We start from the raw sequence: 17,952 nt of genomic DNA, 5'->3' as shown, positions 1-17,952 counted from the left end.
CTCCTAAAAATAATCTGATAAGCTTCTTTCCACCTGAACCGCTGCGATCGCGCCGTCAGCCGCCGCAGTTACAACCTGTCTCAGGCTCTTGATGCGGACGTCTCCGGCCGCGTATACGTTCGGAACATTCGTATGCATGTCATCGTCCGTCTTAATGTACCCTCTCTCATCCATCTCTACGATGCCTTCAAAGAGCTTGGAATTCGGCACCGTGCCGATGAATCCGAACAGTCCGAACATTCCGTCCTCCGGATCCGCCTCAACTTTGCGGGTCTCACCGGTCTTGACATTCTTGACGATCATTCCCTGGAGAATGTCATCCCCATATATTTCCTCAACCACGCTGTCCCAGAAGAAATCGATCTTCGGATTGGCAAATGCCTTTTCCTGGATGGACTTTGCGGCGCGAAGTTCATTACGTCTGTGGATAATGGTTACTTTTCTTGCAAATTTAGAGAGATACATAGCTTCCTCAACCGCGGAATCTCCGCCGCCGACTACATACACTTCAAAATCTTCAAAGAAATTGGCGTCACATGTGGCGCAGTAGGACACGCCCTTGCCCATGAACTCAGCCTCGCCCTTGCAGCCGATCGGTCTGGAATAAGCGCCTGTGGCAATGATAATGTTCTTTGCCTGATATTCTGCCTTTGCGCTCTTTAATACCTTTACCTCGCCGTCAAGCTGTACTTCTGTGATCGTATCAGATATACGCTCTGCCCCAAATTTTTCAGCCTGCTCCGTCATTCTTGCGATGAGAGACGGACCGGACTCACCATCCACGATCTGACCCGGGTAGTTCTCTATCTCATCTGTAATCGCGATCTGTCCGCCGTCCTGGCCCTTTTCTATGATAAGAGTAGAGAGGCGGCTTCTTCCTGCATACAGTCCTGCCGCTAAACCGGCAGGACCTGCACCCAGGATAATAACATCATAAATCTTGCTCATTTTGCTATTTCTCCTTTATTACTAAAGTTACATCATTCTGCACCGGGTCCGAAAGACCTCGTCAGATGCTCTAGTCAAATATTGTCTGTCCGTCAACTTCTGTCGTAAGAGCATCAAGTGCTTTCTCTACGATCTGGCGGCGGAGTGCTTTCTCCTCATCTTTATCCAGAGCCGGATTTCCAAGAGGATGTGGAATTGCGATAGCCGGAACGATTCTGTTCGCGCCAACTGTCATGGAGATCGGAGTTACCGTACATACATGTACAACAGGAAGTCCTGCTCTCTCGACCTCTTTAACCATCGTTGCACCGCAACGAGTACAGGTGCCTCAAGTGGAGGTGAGAATTACGGCATCCACACCGTCGGCCAGAAGCTTCTGCGAAAACTCAGCGGCAAACGCTTTCGATGATGCCACCGCAGTTCCGTTACCGGTCGTTGTGTAGAACAGGTGATGAAGCTCTCCGATCTTTCCTTCCTTCTCCATATCGCGGAGTACGTCAACAGGGAGTACGCGGTCTGAATCTTCATTAGCGTATACCGGGTCGTATCCGCCGTGGGCCGTCTCATATGTCTCTTCTGTCAAGTCCATAACGCCGGTAATATCATATTCTCCGTAATGTGACGCACTGGAGCTTTCGATATGGTCCGGATTGCCCTTCGGCACGATACCGCCGGAGGTAACAAGTGCTATCTTCGCATGTGCAAGATCTTTTATGGCCGGATTCGGATCAACTCTGTCAAAGTTCGGCATCGGATATTCTGTCTCAAATGGTTTGTCTGCAAGCTTTTTAAGCAGCATGTTTACCGCTCTCTTTGAACCTCTTTCTTCCTCGAAGAAATTTACGCGGACACCGTTCGGCATGTAACCTTCCTGACAGGAAGCGCCGACTGCTTCACCTCTGGCAAGCTTAAGAGCAAGAGGAGCCATCTTGGCAACTGCGTCTCTCATACCTGCAGCACTGTTCTTTGTAGAGACCATATATACCTGGTTTTTGAACATATCAGCGCCCGGATTCTCCACATACATACCTGTGATCGCAGGAATGCCCAGTTCCTCCTGAACCGCAGCCGCAATAGTGCCACATGCAACGCCGTAACGACCCGCATTGAACGCCGGTCCTGCGATAAACACATCCGGAGCCTGCTCTTTTACCATTGCAAGAATATCTGCCTTTGCTTTTTCAAGGTTCTCGTTGAAGTAAGAATCTCCGCAAACGATCGTTGCAATGATCTCCGCCTCATCTTTAAAATTCATGTTAAACGCCATACCCGGTCCAACCACTTCACCTACGCGAAGCTCTGCCGGATAATCCGCTTTTTCTTCCCCGCCGATGTTGGCGAAGAACTGATTGATGTAATGTACAACTTTAATTTTGCTCATTTACTGTATCCTCCCTTATTATCTCGCGCTCAGTTTGTTGAAACCAGTTTCGTTTGTTGCTCCTGTCAGCACCTGAAGCTCTACCTCCAGGGAACCGTCCTCGCGGAGCGTCTCTTCACTGGCTCCGGCGATCTTTGTCACATAGTCAAGAGTTCCGATAACTTTGTCCAACTTAGGCAGGATAATAACCTGGTTTGCGTTTCCGCCTGTAACAACTGCATCTGCAGCTGCGTCTGCATCTGCGAGAGACTGGGATTTACCGTCACGTCCGGCATACTCGTCTGTGATGATAACTGTCTTGACACCCTCAGCCTCGATCTTCTTACAGTTCATGATCAGGTCCGTATCCGGGTTGCCGAATCCTTCCTGTGATACGATTACAGCGTCAAGATCCAGCATCTTGCACAGCTTTGCCGTCCAGTCTGATGAACGCTGTTTGTCCGCAAGATATACATTTTCATTTGTGATGATCTGGCATACAAAGTTGATCGTCTTGCCGTGCTCCTCAAACATATCATGTACGACAGGGTTGTTCAGATGTACATAAGTAGGGTTCTTGTCGCATGCGGACACACAGTTGCCCGATACGATAGCCCCGTCCATGATCTCTGTCGGATTCAGGATCGTCGGAAGCACTTTCTTTGCGTCCACGCCGTACACGTAAGTGTCGTGCAGAAGTCCCTGGCTCTGGAGCATCTGTACATACGCCACTCTCGGAAGGTCGGGATATTTCTCCATACCTTCTTTGACTGTGTATGTCTCATACACTTTTGTCTCGTCCGGTGTAAGGCTGCGGGCCAGCTCTCCGATATACACCGCAACTCTGAAGCCGGCAAATCTTACTGCTTTTTCATAATCGTGCGGTTTGATGCCGTCCACCGGTTCACATACCATAACAAGGTTAAGTGTCTTTGAAAATGGAGTATAGTCCGCGCCAGGGCCTGTCATATCGATGATGCCTTCCTGGAACCCTACGATCTTGCCGGCTGTGACAACCGCCATCCCCTTTAATGCGTATGTCTTGCCGCTTCCTACTGTATCCACTTTAGAGATAACGCCCGGGAAGATTCCCCCTTTTCCCTCTACTTTAACACGTGGCTCAATGACATCCTTCACCGGCGTGATCCTCACGCTCTCTCCTGGTTTTGCAATGTCAAATGATACACTCTTGATCTTCTCATCTTCAAGAGCAACTGCCTTTACAGCCTCTTCTGATACATAAAGGATTCCGTCTTCGATCTTGGATTCTGCTGCAAACTGAATATCCTTGATGTATATGTGTCCCATTTCTAATTTCACGTATTGTTCCCTCCTTAAGTTAAATGTTGTTATTTGTTGAAGCTTTCGCCTGTTACAACCTCTCGCATACCTTACATTACATCCGCCGATGTGATCGCACTTTCCAGTAGAGTCCAGTCTATCATCTGAAAATCATCGTACACCTCAGGTTTGTATTTGTCTGACTTAAACACAAACTTCCGGCACGCCTCTATGGCGTTTTCAATGATAACTACCGACCCCGGGTCCACCTCCCCCTTTCCTGCCGACAGCATGATTGATTTATATGGTGTTTCATTAGGCTTTACACTCCCCGACAGGGGATGTGATAAAAGCGTGTGCCCTTCATGTATTCTGTCTCTGACTGTCCTGAGAACTTCCTCGTAGGAGATCTCTTTGTACTCCACATTGTGTGTTCCGCCAATCTTCTCCGGGACGAGTGGATTATTTGTTATTATTATGTAACGATTCTGCATCTCATCCACCTCTTTTGATCTGGATATTTTACTCACCGAACTGCTGAATTTTCCAAAAAACACATTCCATCCGGCAAAGAATAAAAAAAGGACGATTTAAACACAGATGTGTAATTCGTCCTTTCTGTCTATTGGCGTGCTTACTAAACACTTCAACACAAGATTCAGAATGCGGTCCTTTTCCCAGTCCTTTTGCCTGAAAGTTTCACCCGCCAGATGTTCACCCTCATCTGTCCGGCTTGCCTCTTCGGCGGCCATATGTACGGCTCTCTCTTGAGAAAAATCAACCCGCTGTTTAATTTTATTTATAGACGCAATGAATAAATCTTATTGCTTGTTTTTATATTAACTTATTGTTAATATTTTTTCAACCTTTTCAAATGAGAAAGTTCGATTTGTTAATTTCATACAACAAACCATCTTCAATTTTATGTATATTTACTTTTATTTCTTATTTAAAAAGTTCTTATAGTAGTCGTCGTGCACCTTCTTTATCACTCCGCTCAAAGCGAACAGGCCGAGGATATTCGGTATGACCATCATGGAATTAAAGCAGTCCGCCATGTTCCACACGAGATCCACCTGGGCAAGCGAGCCGAGCACGACGCAGGCTGCCACCAGCAGTGAATATACTTTGACCGCTTTTGCCCCGAACAGATATTTTATATTTGCCTGCCCGAAGAAATACCAGCCGACGATCGTGGAAAACGCAAAGAAGAACATACAAACTGCGATAAAGATATCGCCGCCTTTTCCGAACAATGTGGAAAACGCGTACTGGCTCAGTTCCGCCCCCGTCTTGCCTGTCGGAATGGACTTTGTCGTAATAATAACGAGCGCCGTAAGATTAAGGACTACAAACGTATCGATGAAAACGCCTACCATGGCTACAAATCCCTGCTCCACCGGGTGGTCTACCTTGGCGACCGCATGTGCGTGCGGAGTAGAGCCCATACCTGCCTCGTTGGAAAAAAGACCGCGCGCCACACCCTTTGTCAGCGCCAGCTTGATCGTCGCGCCGACCGCGCCGCCTGCAATGGAGGACGGGCTGAACGCACCGACGATGATCGCGTGGAACGCGTACGGTATGTTCCTGTAGTTATAGATGATCACGATCAATGCTCCCACGATATACAGCGCCGCCATGATCGGTACGATCGTCTCCGTCACTTTGGCAATACGCTTCATACCGCCCATAAATACGGCGAGTGCCAGAACAGCGATAACGATGCCCATGACCGCCTGCGGAACGCCGAATGCTGTGCGGAACGCTGCCGCGATGGAGTTGGACTGTACCGCATTTCCCATGAAGCCGAGCGCGAAGATGATAAGTACGGCAAAAATTCCTGCCAGCACTTTGCCGAACGTGCCTTTAAATGCCGCGCGGATGTAGTATACAGGACCTCCTGTCACCACTCCGTCTTCACCGACGCATTTATACTTCTGTGCCATGATCGCTTCTGCAAATATGGTTGCCATTCCGAGGAATGCCGCAACCCACATCCAGAAGATCGCTCCCGGACCGCCGATCGCCAGCGCCGTCGCCGCTCCGGCAATGTTGCCTGTGCCGACCTGGGCCGCGATCGCTGTCGCCAGCGCCTGGAATGAGGACATGCCGTCTGCTCCGGCCTCGCCTTTTTTCCGGAACAGTCCGCCGAACGTCCTCTTCATCCCTTCTTTAAACCCTCTTACCTGGATAAAGCCAAGTCTTACGGTAAACCAGATGCCGCCGAGCAAAAGAGCGGCGATCAGTATGTAGTCCGCAAGATAGTGCTGAATCGTCAGGACAATGTTGTTTAATGTCTCCATTCAAAATTCCCTCCTTCTCTCATAAATACAGCCGATAACAAAACTGTATTATCTGATAAGTCTATGATAATTTATTAACAAAGTAATTGCAACAGGATTCTTCATTTGTAATAATTTTTGGTGATTTTTCTTCAATATTCAAAATTACATATTGAATTCACGTTCTTTCCATTTTACTGATTTGTGAAAAATGCCAAAGGTTCCCGTGCATTACATAGGGACATTCCAAACGGAAGAAAAAGCGGCTGCCCGGGCCTGCGCCCGGACAGCCGTCTTCTGATTTTCATCATTTCAGAACTGCTGTCGTCCTGTTACTGCCGCTTATACGTTGATCTCCGCGCTCATTCCGAGCACATCCTTGTTGGCCTCAAGGACCGGGGCCACCGTATCTTTGAGAAATGCCTCCACCTGCAGCGCCGCGCGTCCGGTATATCTGGACGGATCCATCGTCTTTTTGAGTTCTTCCTCACTCAGGTTAAACGCAGGATCAGCCGCGATAAGCTCAAGGAGATTGTTGTCCAGACCTTTTTCTTTCACATTTTTCCCTGCCTCCATGGACAGTTCTCTGATCCTCTCATGCAGCTCCTGCCTGTCGCCGCCGGCCTTCACCGCGTCCATCATGATATTTTCCGTGGCCATGAAAGGCAGCTCCGACATAAGGCGCTTCTCGATCACTTTCGGATATACGACGAGACCGTCCACTACATTCAGGCACAGATCCAATATGCCGTCGACTGCGAGGAAGCCTTCCGGTACGCTGAGACGCTTGTTCGCCGAGTCATCGAGCGTCCGCTCGAACCACTGGGTAGCTGACGTGATGGCAGGGTTCAGCGCATCCACCATCACATAGCGGGACAGCGACGCGATCCGCTCGCTTCTCATCGGGTTTCTCTTATATGCCATCGCGGAGGAGCCGATCTGCGTCTTTTCAAACGGCTCTTCCACTTCCTTCAGATGCTGCAGAAGGCGTATATCGTTGGACAGCTTGTGCGCGCTTGCCGCGATCCCGGCAAGTACATTCACAACTCTCGTGTCCACCTTACGGGAGTAAGTCTGCCCCGATACCGGACAGCATGCCTTGAAGCCCATTTTCTCCGCGATCATCGGATCGATCCGGTCGATCGTCTCCTGATCTCCGTCAAAGAGCTCTAAAAAGCTTGCCTGTGTTCCGGTCGTTCCTTTGGAACCGAGCAGCTTAAGGCTTCCTTTTACATATTCCAGGTCTTCCAGATCCATCATAAATTCCTGCATCCAGAGTGTGGCTCTCTTTCCTACCGTCGTAGGCTGGGCCGGCTGGAAATGTGTGAACGCAAGCGTCGGCAGCGCTTTGTATTCATCTGCGAATTCAGCCAGTTCTGCGATCACATTGACCAGTTTCTTTCTCACGATCTCAAGCGCCTCTGCCATGATTATAATGTCCGTGTTGTCACCGACATAGCAGGACGTTGCCCCGAGATGGATGATCCCTTTTGCCTTCGGGCATTGCTGGCCGTACGCGTACACATGTGACATCACATCGTGGCGCACGAGCTTTTCGCGCTCCTTTGCAACTTCATAATTGATATCATCCGCATGTTCCTTCAATTCTTCGATCTGTTCCTCTGTTATGGGAAGCCCCAGTTCCTTCTCTGTCTCTGCCAGCGCGATCCAGAGCCGTCTCCATGTGCGGAACTTCTTGTCCGGAGAAAAGATATACTGCATCTCCCTGCTGGCGTAACGTTCTGATAACGGGCTTACATATCTGTCTGTACTCATATTTTTTTCCTTTCATCAATCAACATATATTTGCCGCTTCCTTCTGCAGGCTATTCAAAGGCCTGCGACACATCCCTGCCCGGCACTTCCATCGGATAATTCCCGGTAAAGCACGCGTCACAGTACCCGAGATCTCCCACCATTTCTTTCAGCCTGTCGATCTCCATATATCCAAGAGAGTCGGCCCCTATCATTTTCTGTATCTCTTTGGGTGTGTGCGCATGGGCGATCAGCTGCTCATTGGACGGCACATCGGTGCCAAAATAACACGGATACAGAAACGGCGGCGAGCTTATTCTGACATGAACCTCCAACGCGCCTGCCTTTTTCAGCATCTTAATGATATTGGCACAGGTCGTGCCCCGCACGATGGAATCGTCCACCATCACAATACGTTTGCCCCGGACCACTTCCTCGATGACATTGAGCTTGATCTTCACGCTTGACTCCCGCTCGCTCTGACTCGGTTTGATAAAGGTACGGCCCACGTAGCTGTTCTTGTGGAACGCCATGCCGTATGGGATCCCGGACTCTTCCGAATACCCCTTTGCCGCCACGAGACCAGAATCCGGCACGCCGACGACCAGATCCGCTTCGACCGGGTAGGATTTTGCCAGCGCCCTGCCTGCGGTGATGCGCGCATGGTATACATTTACTCCGTCCAGCGTACTGTCGGTTCTTGCAAAATAAATATATTCAAAGATACACCTGGCCTGTTTATCCGCGGGAATCGCCATGCTCCGGTCGGACTCTATCCCGTTCTTCGTAAAAGAGACGATCTCTCCCGGTTCGACGTCGCGCACAAAGTCCGCGCCGACCGCTGAGAGCGCGCAGCTTTCCGACGCCAGTATATACGTATTGTCCCGCTTTCCGATACAGAGCGGCTTCAGCCCAAACGGATCTCGCGCCCCTATCATCTTTCTCGGAGAGCTGACGACAAGCGCGTATGCCCCTCTGATCTTTTTCATCGCATTCTTTACGGCATCCTCTGCCTTTCCTACGTTCAGGCGCTCTCTGGCGATATGGTAGGCGATCACTTCCGAGTCGATGGTCGTCTGGAAGATGGCGCCCGTGTATTCCAGTTCCCGTCTGAGCTCGATCGCGTTCGTCAGATTTCCGTTGTGGGCGATCACCAGCGTCCCTTTCACATAGTTTATGACAAGAGGCATGGCATTCTCCGCCCTGGAGCCCCCTGCTGTAGAATAGCGGACATGTCCTACTCCGAGATTCCCTTTCAGTTCCTCAAGAGACTCCCCGTCAAATACATCGTTGACAAGACCGAGTCCTTTTTTCGAGCGTACTTTCCGTTCTCCATATGTGTCCGTCACCGCGATGCCGCAGCTTTCCTGCCCGCGGTGCTGTAATGCAAAAAGCCCATAATATACGGTGGGGGCCACATTGCCCCCATCCATATCATAGGCTCCAAATACACCACATTCTTCTCCCATTCCTGTTGTGACCTGTTCAAACTGGTTCATGAATGTTTATGCTCCTTACTATTTTATGCCGATTCTCCTGAACACTTCCTGATACGCGTCCTCCACATTGCCCATATCCCTGCGGAAACGGTCCTTGTCCAGCTTCTCATGTGTATTGATATCCCACAGACGGCACGTATCCGGAGAGATCTCGTCTGCCAGGATGACGTCTCCGTGGAATCTTCCGAATTCGATCTTAAAGTCGATCAGCTCAATTCCTGCTTCCGCAAAGAATTTCTTGAGCACTTCATTTACTTTAAATGTATATTCTGTGATCTTTTCAATCTCTTCTCTTGTGGACGCGCCGATGGCGATCGCCATGTAATCATTGATGAGCGGATCGCCGAGGTCGTCGTCTTTATAGCTGAATTCAAGAGTAGGTGCCAGTAAGTTTGTTCCCTCTTCAATTCCAAGTCTCTTGGAAAAGCTTCCTGCTGCAACATTGCGGACGATCACTTCAAGCGGAACGATCTCCACTCTTTTGACTGCCGTCTCTCTGTCGCTCAGCTCTTCTACAAAGTGCGTCGGTACTCCTTCTTTTTCAAGAACCTGGAAAATATAGTTTGTCATACGGTTGTTGATGACACCCTTCCCTACGATTGTTCCCTTTTTTTCTCCATTAAATGCCGTGGCATCATCTTTATAGTCTACAATTACAATATCCGGGTCTTCTGTCTTAAAGACTTTTTTCGCTTTTCCTTCATATAACTGTTCTAATTTCTGCATATCAACACCCATCCTTTTCTTATTTTATCCTCTGAGATCAAAGGCATACTCAGCGCCGGTTATTGTGAAAACACGCGCCAATACGCCTTATGCACGTATAAGTATAATACAAGGCAGACGGAAAAGCAATATTCCTGTCTGCCTTGTACAAATTCTTATTCATTATTTATTACACTTTTATTTATAAGTTTTTCTAATAAACAGTAATCCACTTATAAGTTTTGCCCAAATTTCCCGAGAAACTCCTGCATTCTTTCGTTGGATGATCCAAAGACTTCCTCCGGGGTGCCCTGTTCCGCAATATAACCGTTATCCATAAATATAATATGGTCCGATACATTCTTTGCAAAGTTCATCTCGTGGGTCACGATGACCATCGTCATATGTTCCGCAGCCAGGTCTTTGATCACTTTCAGGATCTCCCCTGTAAGTTCAGGATCGAGGGCGGACGTAGGCTCATCAAAAAACAGGATGTCCGGGTTCATGGCGAGCGCTCTTGCGATGGATACCCGCTGCTGCTGCCCGCCGGACAACTGGTACGGATAGGCATCCTCCTTGCCGTGAAGCCCCATCTTTGCCAGCAGCATACGGGCCTCTTCTATGACCTCTTCTTTTTTCCGTTTCTGCACCTTGAGCGGCGCGTCTATGATATTCTTCATAACAGAATAATGTGGAAACAGATTAAAATTCTGGAATACAAGGCCAAAGGTGCCCTCGTACCGTATCTCTCCCGAATCCGGAGTCTCCAGGTTAGTGGCGCACCGAAGAAGCGTTGATTTCCCGGAGCCGGACGGCCCGATAATGCCAAGAACCTCTCCTTTTTCCACCGTGAGGGATATATCCTTCAGAACCTCTGTCTCGCCAAAACTTTTCTTGATATTGTGCATCTCCAACAGACTCATGACATATCCTCCTAACGGTAATAGTTTAATTTGTTTTCTATCGCTTCCATCACAACAGCCACGACCAGATTAAACACGTAATAAAAGATACCAGCCGCCACGAATGCCGTCATGGACGTCTGGGCCGCGGCAATCTGTTTCGCGGTCGTGAACATCTCCGGCACCGCTACGACAAACGCCAGAGAGGTATCTTTTACAAGCGTGATCACTTCGTTTGTGACTGACGGAAGGATCCGCTTCATCACCTGCGGAAGTATGATCCGGAAAAATGTCTGGGGCCTTGTATAACCGAGCACCCGGGCCGCCTCATACTGTCCTTCTGATATGGACTCTATACCGCCCCTGTATATCTCCGCGAAATACGCGGCGTAATTTATCGCAAATCCGATCAGCACCGCCGTCATACGGTACGTTGCCGATATCCGCATCCCGAACAAATAATAAGGTCCGTAATATACTACCATCAGCTGGAGCATAAGCGGCGTACCTCGCATGATCGATATGTACAGCTTCGTGATCCACTGTACGGGCTTAATCCTGGACATTCTTCCGAACGACACGATCAGCCCGAGCGGAAGCGAAAAAATCAGCGTTGCCGCAAATATCTCTATCGATACGACCATACCTCCGGCCAGCTGTTTTAGAATCAAAGCCATATTCATCTACTCATTCCTCCGAATCACATTTCTAGATATATTCTCTTTGAGACTGAAAAGGCCAGGCCTTTCTGACCTGACCTCTGTTATGTATAATACACTCTCTATTCGGCCTGTTTTCCGAGGCAGACCGCATCTGCGCTGATGCCGCCGTCGGCCCACTTTTCAACGATCTTGTCCAAAGTGCCGTCCTCTGCCATCTCATTCAGCGTCTTCTGTACCGTATCACGCAGCTCTTCATTTCCTTTTTTGAATCCGATCCCGTACTGCTCTGTGGAAAGTTTCTCATCGAGCAGGCGGAACCCGCCGCCTCTGCTGTCGATCTGGTAATTGGCAACTCCTACGTCCATGGCGATCGCCTCACATGCCCCTGACTCCAGGTCCATGAACGCTGTATTATAATCCGCCACCTGGTTTAACGCTCCGAATGTGGCAGCCAGTTCCGCCTGTCCGCCCTCTTCTTTGTCATCACTCTCAAGTGTATGCAGCGCGGAAGAATCGGCCTGCACTTCCACCATCTTCCCGGCCAGGTCTTTAAATTCCTTTATGTCGGAGTCCTCCGGGACAACGATCACCTGGCTGTTATCTACATACGGGTCTGACCATGTATATTTGTCTTCTCTTCCGTTCATCGTAAATCCGTTCCAGATACAGTCGATCGTTCCTGAACTCAGCTCCATATCTTTTGAATCCCAGTCTATCGGCTGCTTTTTAAGCTTCCAGCCGTTTCTGTCGCACACTTCCTGCGCAAGGTCAAGATCAAATCCCACATATTCCCCGTTGTCGTCCTTGTAGCCGTACGGCGGAAATGCAGCGTCAAATCCCACGACAAACGTGCCGTCGTCATTGTCTGCTTTTTCTTCTTTGCTGTCTGTCTTAGCGTCAGCTTTCTTATCTTCTTTATTTCCGCATCCCGCTGCCGTCATTCCCGCAACCATTACAAGAACGAGTAATACTGCTAATTTTCTTTTCATATATGCTTCCTCCTCATCTGCGACCGCATGCGATGTCCATTCACTGTACCGTGTTATCAGTTCATCAATTGATTACTTTACCACACTAAATCGCTCTGTTATATTAGCATATTCCGTGATTCTTGTCAATCCTGCGGTACTCTTTTTTCCACTGGTCCAGCTGCTCTTTGCTGATATCCATGTCGATCTCCCTGCGTATTCTCTTCACATCTTCCTTCAGCAGAGACGCCGTGCTTAAATACGCCGGATTGCCCGACATCATCTTTACGAACTTCTCATCCTGCATGCCTCTGTAGCAGCTGTAAATATATGCTTTCAGCATCTGCGGCTCCTCACAGAGACGGTAAGCCTCCTGATACATCTTTGCCGCTTCCTCATATAAGAACAGACGCCCGTATGCCGTACCGAGACAGCCATAGATACGCCCGTAAAAAGCCTTGTCCAGTGAATCGTCCCACTCCCTGCTCACGATCGCCTGATACACGAGGATTGCAGAAGCGTACTCCCCGCTCTTTAGAAGACTGTCCGCCTTATATTTCTCCCGCTCCACTTCATTCTGGTTCTGCAGCTGTTCCAGTATACTCTGTATCTTGTTGATATCCGCCTGCCCGTATATGGTGGACTCCTTGAGAATGGTCAGCACAAACTGTTCCGCGGAACAGCTCTGCGTGATCTCCTGCCTCAGTCTCTCCGCCAGCGCTTTAAGCTCAAGCTCCTGCTCTATCCAGTCGCAGAGCTGGGTGTTCATGATCGTGTAATCTATCAGGTAGAGGTTGTTGCAGATGTAATAGCACAGCTCTTCTATCGTGTATATACGTATATGGATCCTCGTGATCTCGTATGGCTGTTTTGCTTTTTTCTTATGACATAGAATTAAACTGCCCATTGATTCCTCCTAAATGTATCTCCTTCTCCACCTGAAAGCCGGAAGACGGATAGAATTCACCGAATCCGATATCTTTAAGCCTGAGTTTACACGTTCTCTCATCGAGAAACATCGTCTCGATCTGAAGACGCAGAGAGTAGTCCTTCCTCTCCGGCAGACCGTCAAGCTGTACCGTTTCCACCTGGAGATCCCCTGCCGCCAGCGTCTCGATATGTATCTCAACGTCCGACGTATCTTCCAGTATCACTTCCCACTGTCCGTCCGCCTCATACCAGTGCGTTCCCCATGAGACGATCGGATACCAGCCTTCCTGTCCGTCCACCCGCATGCGCAGGCATATCTGCTCGGTCATCTTCGTCTCGTCCAGATAGACAGGACCTTCATCGTAATCCCGGCATCTGCGGATGGATGTATAGCAGGCTCCCTTGCTGTAAAGATTATTTCCGAGAAATGCCCTTCTGCCGTTGCAGAGTACCTTCAGCGAGTTTGGATACCAATTGTTCTCAAATCCTTCCCCGGTCAGGTAAACAGACGAGACGACCTTCTTCTCAAAGACACTCTGTATGAAAGTCTTGAACCTGCCGTCCGCGTCCTTTGCCTTATCCACATTCAGCACCGGATAAATAGCTTCCAGCTCTTTCATCTGAGCGCTTGCCACTTCATCGACCGTGACGAACATTTCATTCCCCCGGCCGGCGACCGCGTTGAGTCTGCGCAGCATGTATGCCTTGATCTCACGGGCATCACAGTAAAAAAGCGCCGACTCATACTGCCACAGTTCTTTCGGCTGATAGAACATATAGTGACAGAAGCTTTCCTTATAATCCTGAACGCAGATATGGCCCTTCTCTATTCCGAGATGTCTTCCGATCCCCTTCAGCATCTTCGTCATATCGATATTATTCTCAGGGACTGAGAAAGTGATATACGTGATCTCGTCAAATTCCTCAAGCGACAGGCTTATAAACTTGGCCAGAAGCCAGACCGCGTCGTGCGTCTTCGCCCCGACCCGGACTTTTTCCTGTCTGACCGCCCGGTTGAAAAGATCTGTGACCGTGCACCCCTCATTGACCGTCGCCAGTCTCTTTGCCTCTTTGCCGTAAACCCAGCGGTCCTTAAAATATCCAAGCATGAGAGGAATCTGGTAATTATCCACCGCGACTTCCATCGTCACCGGCTCATCTTTTGTCTCATCATAATAACTTATCTGACAGCTCTTCTCGTTCAGATCATAACCGAGCATACTCCCCTTGTTCATTACCGTCTCCTCCTCTCCTAGTATAATTTATATATTTCTTCCGCCATGATCTCTTCCTCCCTGTACAGAAGCATGGCCTTTTTCCTGCTTGCAGGACTCATGGCGGACATCTCATTCAGCCTGCCGAACTTTCCCGTGCCGGCGGTCTTTCTTTCATTGGAAAGCGTCTTTTTCTCCGTCGTAATACGCTCTTTGTCAGCTGTCTCTTTAAAGTAATAACTGATACTCTCGTCTGCATACAGGATAAACTGCTTTACATATATGTTCTCATATGCCGGCGTCATCACTTCCATGTGGTATCCCAGTTCTTCTTTTCTGCCCTGCTTCAGCTTGTAATGGAGCTCCACCCTGCTGCCCGGCTTTGCGTGGTACTCGATCATAGCCTTGTCATAGAGCTGGTTCTCTCTGAGCCACGCCTCCTTAAAGTTCAGATAACATGGGAATACGAGCTGTTTCTCACACATTTCCCGCAGGACTTCGTGGAGTACCGGCTCTTCGTCCACCGTATAATCCCGCGCGGAGAAATATTTTAAAAGGGCTATTTTACATATATCCGGCAGTTCTTCCTTCTTCTCACACTCGTGGATGATAATGTCAAACACGATCCTGCCCGTCTCTCTGCCTTTCAGCACAAACTCTCTGGAAACATAGGCCAGATACGCCTGCTTAAGACGGAAATATACGCTGTCGGACAGATAATAGTCCTCAAATATATCTTCCTCCATGAACATATCCTCGGAGAAGACCATCTGGGTGATAATACGTTCGCCGACTTTGTTGGACGCGATCCCATATTCTCTCAGCACCTTCCAGAGACGCTTCATATCCGAAGTCGCCCCGCAGTAATAGTTGGCAAGATATGTCAGCGTTACTTTGTCATACTGCTCCTTCTTAAAAAGTTCAAAACAGAGGAAGCTTAAAAACTCATCTTCCTCATAGTTGTCTTCTCTTATCCTTTTGCTGCAGAGGCGGAAGATATCCTTTTCGTCAAATGCATCCGTCCCAAGCTCCCGTATACTGTCAAAGGTGGCCTCCCGTTTCTGCTCTTCATGCTTCCATATACCGGCGTGGGCCGCGTATTTTTTGTACATGTCAAGGAAACGCGGCTCGTAGAACAGACGCTTCGTCTCATAAGCGATAGAATCCGTATAATGTCTTCCCTCCAGAGACTCCCACACAACTCTCGACTCCTTGTCATACAGAAAGATGACCGCGCCGTCCTCCTCGTCGTAAGGGATCCTCTGCCTGACGTTTCCGTCCTTCTCAATGACAAGAACACAGTTCATATTGCGCACTCTTGTCGTGATCTCATAGGCAAAGCAGATGTCGTGCAGCGCCTCCATGCGCTCTGAAGTCATCTCATCTTCCCGGAGGAACCTCTTGTACAAAATCTTCAGCGATTCTGTAATATGGCGCTTTTCCAGCTGTTCCCATGTAAAAGCCACCATCTGTTCTCTGTAACTCAGATACAGGTCGCTGCCTTCTTCTTCATATGTGATCAGGTTGGCATACAGAAATGCGGCTTTCTTGTAATCCAGCGTATTGCCGTGCATAAAGTACAGAAATATGGATTTCGGCAGCGGGCCTCTCACCCGCTCTTCCTCTATCGTCACCATATAATACTCATAAAGCTGCGCTATTTTAAGTTCTGCGTCCACCGCGCGCTTATACCACTCAAAATAGCGCTGCTGGGTCTTATTTCCCTTGATCAGCAGCGTGCAGATCGTATTCAGTATCATCGTCTCACTGTACATCTTGTAGATGCGTTCCAGGATCCGGAACATAGCGTCGCTGTAATTTTTCTGCTGGCTGGCAAAATTGGCGACGTACAGCGCCAGCTCCTTCGTCATCAGCCTGTATTTGGAGGCAAAGTTAAGCACCTGGATCTCAAATTTTCCGAGTTTTTTCAGCAGCGTCGGTTTTTCCTGATAGCATTCATACGCCGCAAGATAAAAAAGCACTTCATGTATCTCAAAACTGAACTGCTGCTCAAGCACCTCTATTTTCTTATATGGATTGCGGTATCTCGGATCCAGATTGATTATCATGCTGAGCAGCGGCCATGAATCCTGATGGCGCATGTAAGTCTTGCCTATCTCGTCAAGGACTCTGTCTATATGGCTGCCCTTCCCCCGGATGAGAGCGGTCAGATACAGGTAATAACAGTTTGTCACGGGATCCTTCCCTATGGCAAACCGGTTGTAATTGTAATTCTCAAGTATCCACTTGGCCTCTTCTATCTTATTGCCGGCTACATATATATGGGCCTGGAGAAGCTGAAGCGTCTCACTCTGCGGATCCATCTTGCGGAGGGCCGCCATCTTCTCAATCGCGCTCTCCACCCAGTTGTTCAGCTCTACCCGCCCGGCCACATAGCCGACATAACCTTTCAGAATCTGAGCCTCCAGCAGCTCCTTCATTCGATGGTCTTCGTCATAATCCTGATTCTGAAGCACTTCTATCTCATAGATCAGCGTCTCATACGGGGTGATGAACTTCAATGCCCCGAAGTTTCTTCCGCCGTGCAGTTCTTCCGGCCTCACGAGATACTCCACCTCATACGTATTTCCGACAAAATCTTCGGTGCTCAGCTCCGGCCGGAGCACTTTGATAAACCGCCCCTCCGCCTCAACTTTGATCGGCATGAACCCCCACGTATTCTTCATGAGCGTAAGGGTCCCTTTCGTCGACTCCTCGATATCCTCAAACAGCATGCCTTCCCCCGGAAGTGTGAGGAAGATGCATTCTTTCTGCTTGATGCCCACAAGGAACTCTTCCATCGCCTGCTCGCCGAGAGACCATTTTCTCATATTATCGTAGAGGTAAAAGATGCGCTCGTTTTCATATTTTAATATCTCATAGAATTCTCTGGAGCGGAACAGCCGCCCCGCCTCTGAATAATCTTTGATCGCCAGTTTTCTGAAATCGTCTGTACTCTGTACTTTTCCATAGGAAGTCATCACATACGGCTTCTCGATGATCGCTGTGAAGGACAGCTCGTACTCCCCCCCGTTGCACACAACCGTAAATTTTCCCTCTTCCACATGACCGGGACGCAGGCCTCTGCCGTCGTAGGTAAATTCTACCCTCGCAGGATTCCCCTCAAATCCCTGGTCTTTAAAATGTACACGAAAAGAAGACGGGTATATCAACCCCCGTATATTCCCCTCTGTCTGGCTTTTCACAGAAAAACTTCCCCTGTACACCTCCCCCTCTCCGATGATCATTACGAGATTGGTTTCCTGAAAGATCACATCGGGATGTGCATTATGGAAGTCACCCTTAGAAAATTTCTGAATTTTGTTTTTCAAGCCTGCCACCTGCTTCTTTCGTTGCATTTTTCTAAAAACATACTATAATGAATTATAGCATTGTTCTGACTGTAATGGCAATGCTGTAGATACAAAATCTTGAAAATATATAGA

At 48.8% G+C, this 17,952-nt stretch carries 14 protein-coding genes and 1 riboswitch; all 14 genes read right to left on the bottom strand.

Annotation, left to right across the window (positions count from 1 at the left end; all coding sequences use genetic code 11):
* Positions 1-3: 3 nt before the first annotated feature.
* Positions 4-948, bottom strand: coding sequence for a thioredoxin-disulfide reductase (trxB, locus tag LAJLEIBI_RS06735; protein ID WP_006443887.1), 945 nt, complete (start codon positions 946-948; stop codon positions 4-6).
* Between the two features lie 70 nt (positions 949-1,018).
* Positions 1,019-2,329: a glycine reductase complex selenoprotein B gene (grdB, locus tag LAJLEIBI_RS06730; protein WP_083790624.1), complete on the bottom strand. Its 1,311-nt coding sequence runs from the start codon at positions 2,327-2,329 to the stop codon at positions 1,019-1,021.
* An 18-nt stretch (positions 2,330-2,347) separates the two neighbouring features.
* The gene (locus LAJLEIBI_RS06725; protein WP_205689597.1) at positions 2,348-3,628 is read right to left on the bottom strand and encodes a glycine/sarcosine/betaine reductase component B subunit; all 1,281 of its coding nucleotides are present in this window, start codon (positions 3,626-3,628) and stop codon (positions 2,348-2,350) included.
* Positions 3,629-3,699: 71 nt separating this feature from the next.
* Positions 3,700-4,119 (bottom strand): GrdX family protein, encoded by a 420-nt coding sequence (locus LAJLEIBI_RS06720; protein ID WP_330580198.1) that lies wholly within the window; start codon positions 4,117-4,119, stop codon positions 3,700-3,702.
* Between the two features lie 138 nt (positions 4,120-4,257).
* Positions 4,258-4,369: riboswitch (glycine riboswitch) on the bottom strand.
* A 158-nt stretch (positions 4,370-4,527) separates the two neighbouring features.
* Positions 4,528-5,892: an alanine/glycine:cation symporter family protein gene (locus tag LAJLEIBI_RS06715; RefSeq protein WP_006443882.1), complete on the bottom strand. Its 1,365-nt coding sequence runs from the start codon at positions 5,890-5,892 to the stop codon at positions 4,528-4,530.
* A gap of 321 nt (positions 5,893-6,213) precedes the next feature.
* Positions 6,214-7,647, bottom strand: coding sequence for an adenylosuccinate lyase (purB, locus tag LAJLEIBI_RS06710; RefSeq protein ID WP_040435175.1), 1,434 nt, complete (start codon positions 7,645-7,647; stop codon positions 6,214-6,216).
* A 50-nt stretch (positions 7,648-7,697) separates the two neighbouring features.
* The gene (purF, locus tag LAJLEIBI_RS06705; RefSeq protein WP_006443880.1) at positions 7,698-9,125 is read right to left on the bottom strand and encodes an amidophosphoribosyltransferase; all 1,428 of its coding nucleotides are present in this window, start codon (positions 9,123-9,125) and stop codon (positions 7,698-7,700) included.
* Positions 9,126-9,143: 18 nt separating this feature from the next.
* Positions 9,144-9,851: a phosphoribosylaminoimidazolesuccinocarboxamide synthase gene (purC, locus tag LAJLEIBI_RS06700; protein ID WP_040435174.1), complete on the bottom strand. Its 708-nt coding sequence runs from the start codon at positions 9,849-9,851 to the stop codon at positions 9,144-9,146.
* A gap of 212 nt (positions 9,852-10,063) precedes the next feature.
* Positions 10,064-10,753, bottom strand: a complete 690-nt coding sequence (locus LAJLEIBI_RS06695) for an amino acid ABC transporter ATP-binding protein (protein ID WP_006443877.1) — start codon at positions 10,751-10,753, stop codon at positions 10,064-10,066.
* An 11-nt stretch (positions 10,754-10,764) separates the two neighbouring features.
* Complete coding sequence (locus LAJLEIBI_RS06690) at positions 10,765-11,415, bottom strand: amino acid ABC transporter permease (protein ID WP_006443876.1); 651 nt, start codon at positions 11,413-11,415, stop codon at positions 10,765-10,767.
* A gap of 98 nt (positions 11,416-11,513) precedes the next feature.
* Positions 11,514-12,383, bottom strand: coding sequence for an amino acid ABC transporter substrate-binding protein (locus tag LAJLEIBI_RS06685; protein WP_006443875.1), 870 nt, complete (start codon positions 12,381-12,383; stop codon positions 11,514-11,516).
* Positions 12,384-12,486: 103 nt separating this feature from the next.
* The gene (locus tag LAJLEIBI_RS06680) at positions 12,487-13,269 is read right to left on the bottom strand and encodes a tetratricopeptide repeat protein (RefSeq protein ID WP_006443874.1); all 783 of its coding nucleotides are present in this window, start codon (positions 13,267-13,269) and stop codon (positions 12,487-12,489) included.
* Positions 13,244-14,527 carry a DUF5716 family protein gene (locus LAJLEIBI_RS06675; RefSeq protein WP_006443873.1) on the bottom strand — a complete coding sequence of 428 codons (1,284 nt, stop codon included), beginning with the start codon at positions 14,525-14,527 and terminating at the stop codon, positions 13,244-13,246. The genes LAJLEIBI_RS06680 and LAJLEIBI_RS06675 overlap by 26 nt, the downstream gene beginning before the upstream one ends.
* A gap of 17 nt (positions 14,528-14,544) precedes the next feature.
* Positions 14,545-17,865 carry a DUF5717 family protein gene (locus LAJLEIBI_RS06670; protein ID WP_006443872.1) on the bottom strand — a complete coding sequence of 1,107 codons (3,321 nt, stop codon included), beginning with the start codon at positions 17,863-17,865 and terminating at the stop codon, positions 14,545-14,547.
* Positions 17,866-17,952: the final 87 nt, after the last annotated feature.

This window comes from [Clostridium] hylemonae DSM 15053, assembly GCF_008281175.1.
In the GTDB taxonomy this organism is placed as follows: Bacteria; Bacillota; Clostridia; order Lachnospirales; family Lachnospiraceae; genus Extibacter; species Extibacter hylemonae.
This window is presented reverse-complemented; position numbering and strand designations above follow the sequence as displayed.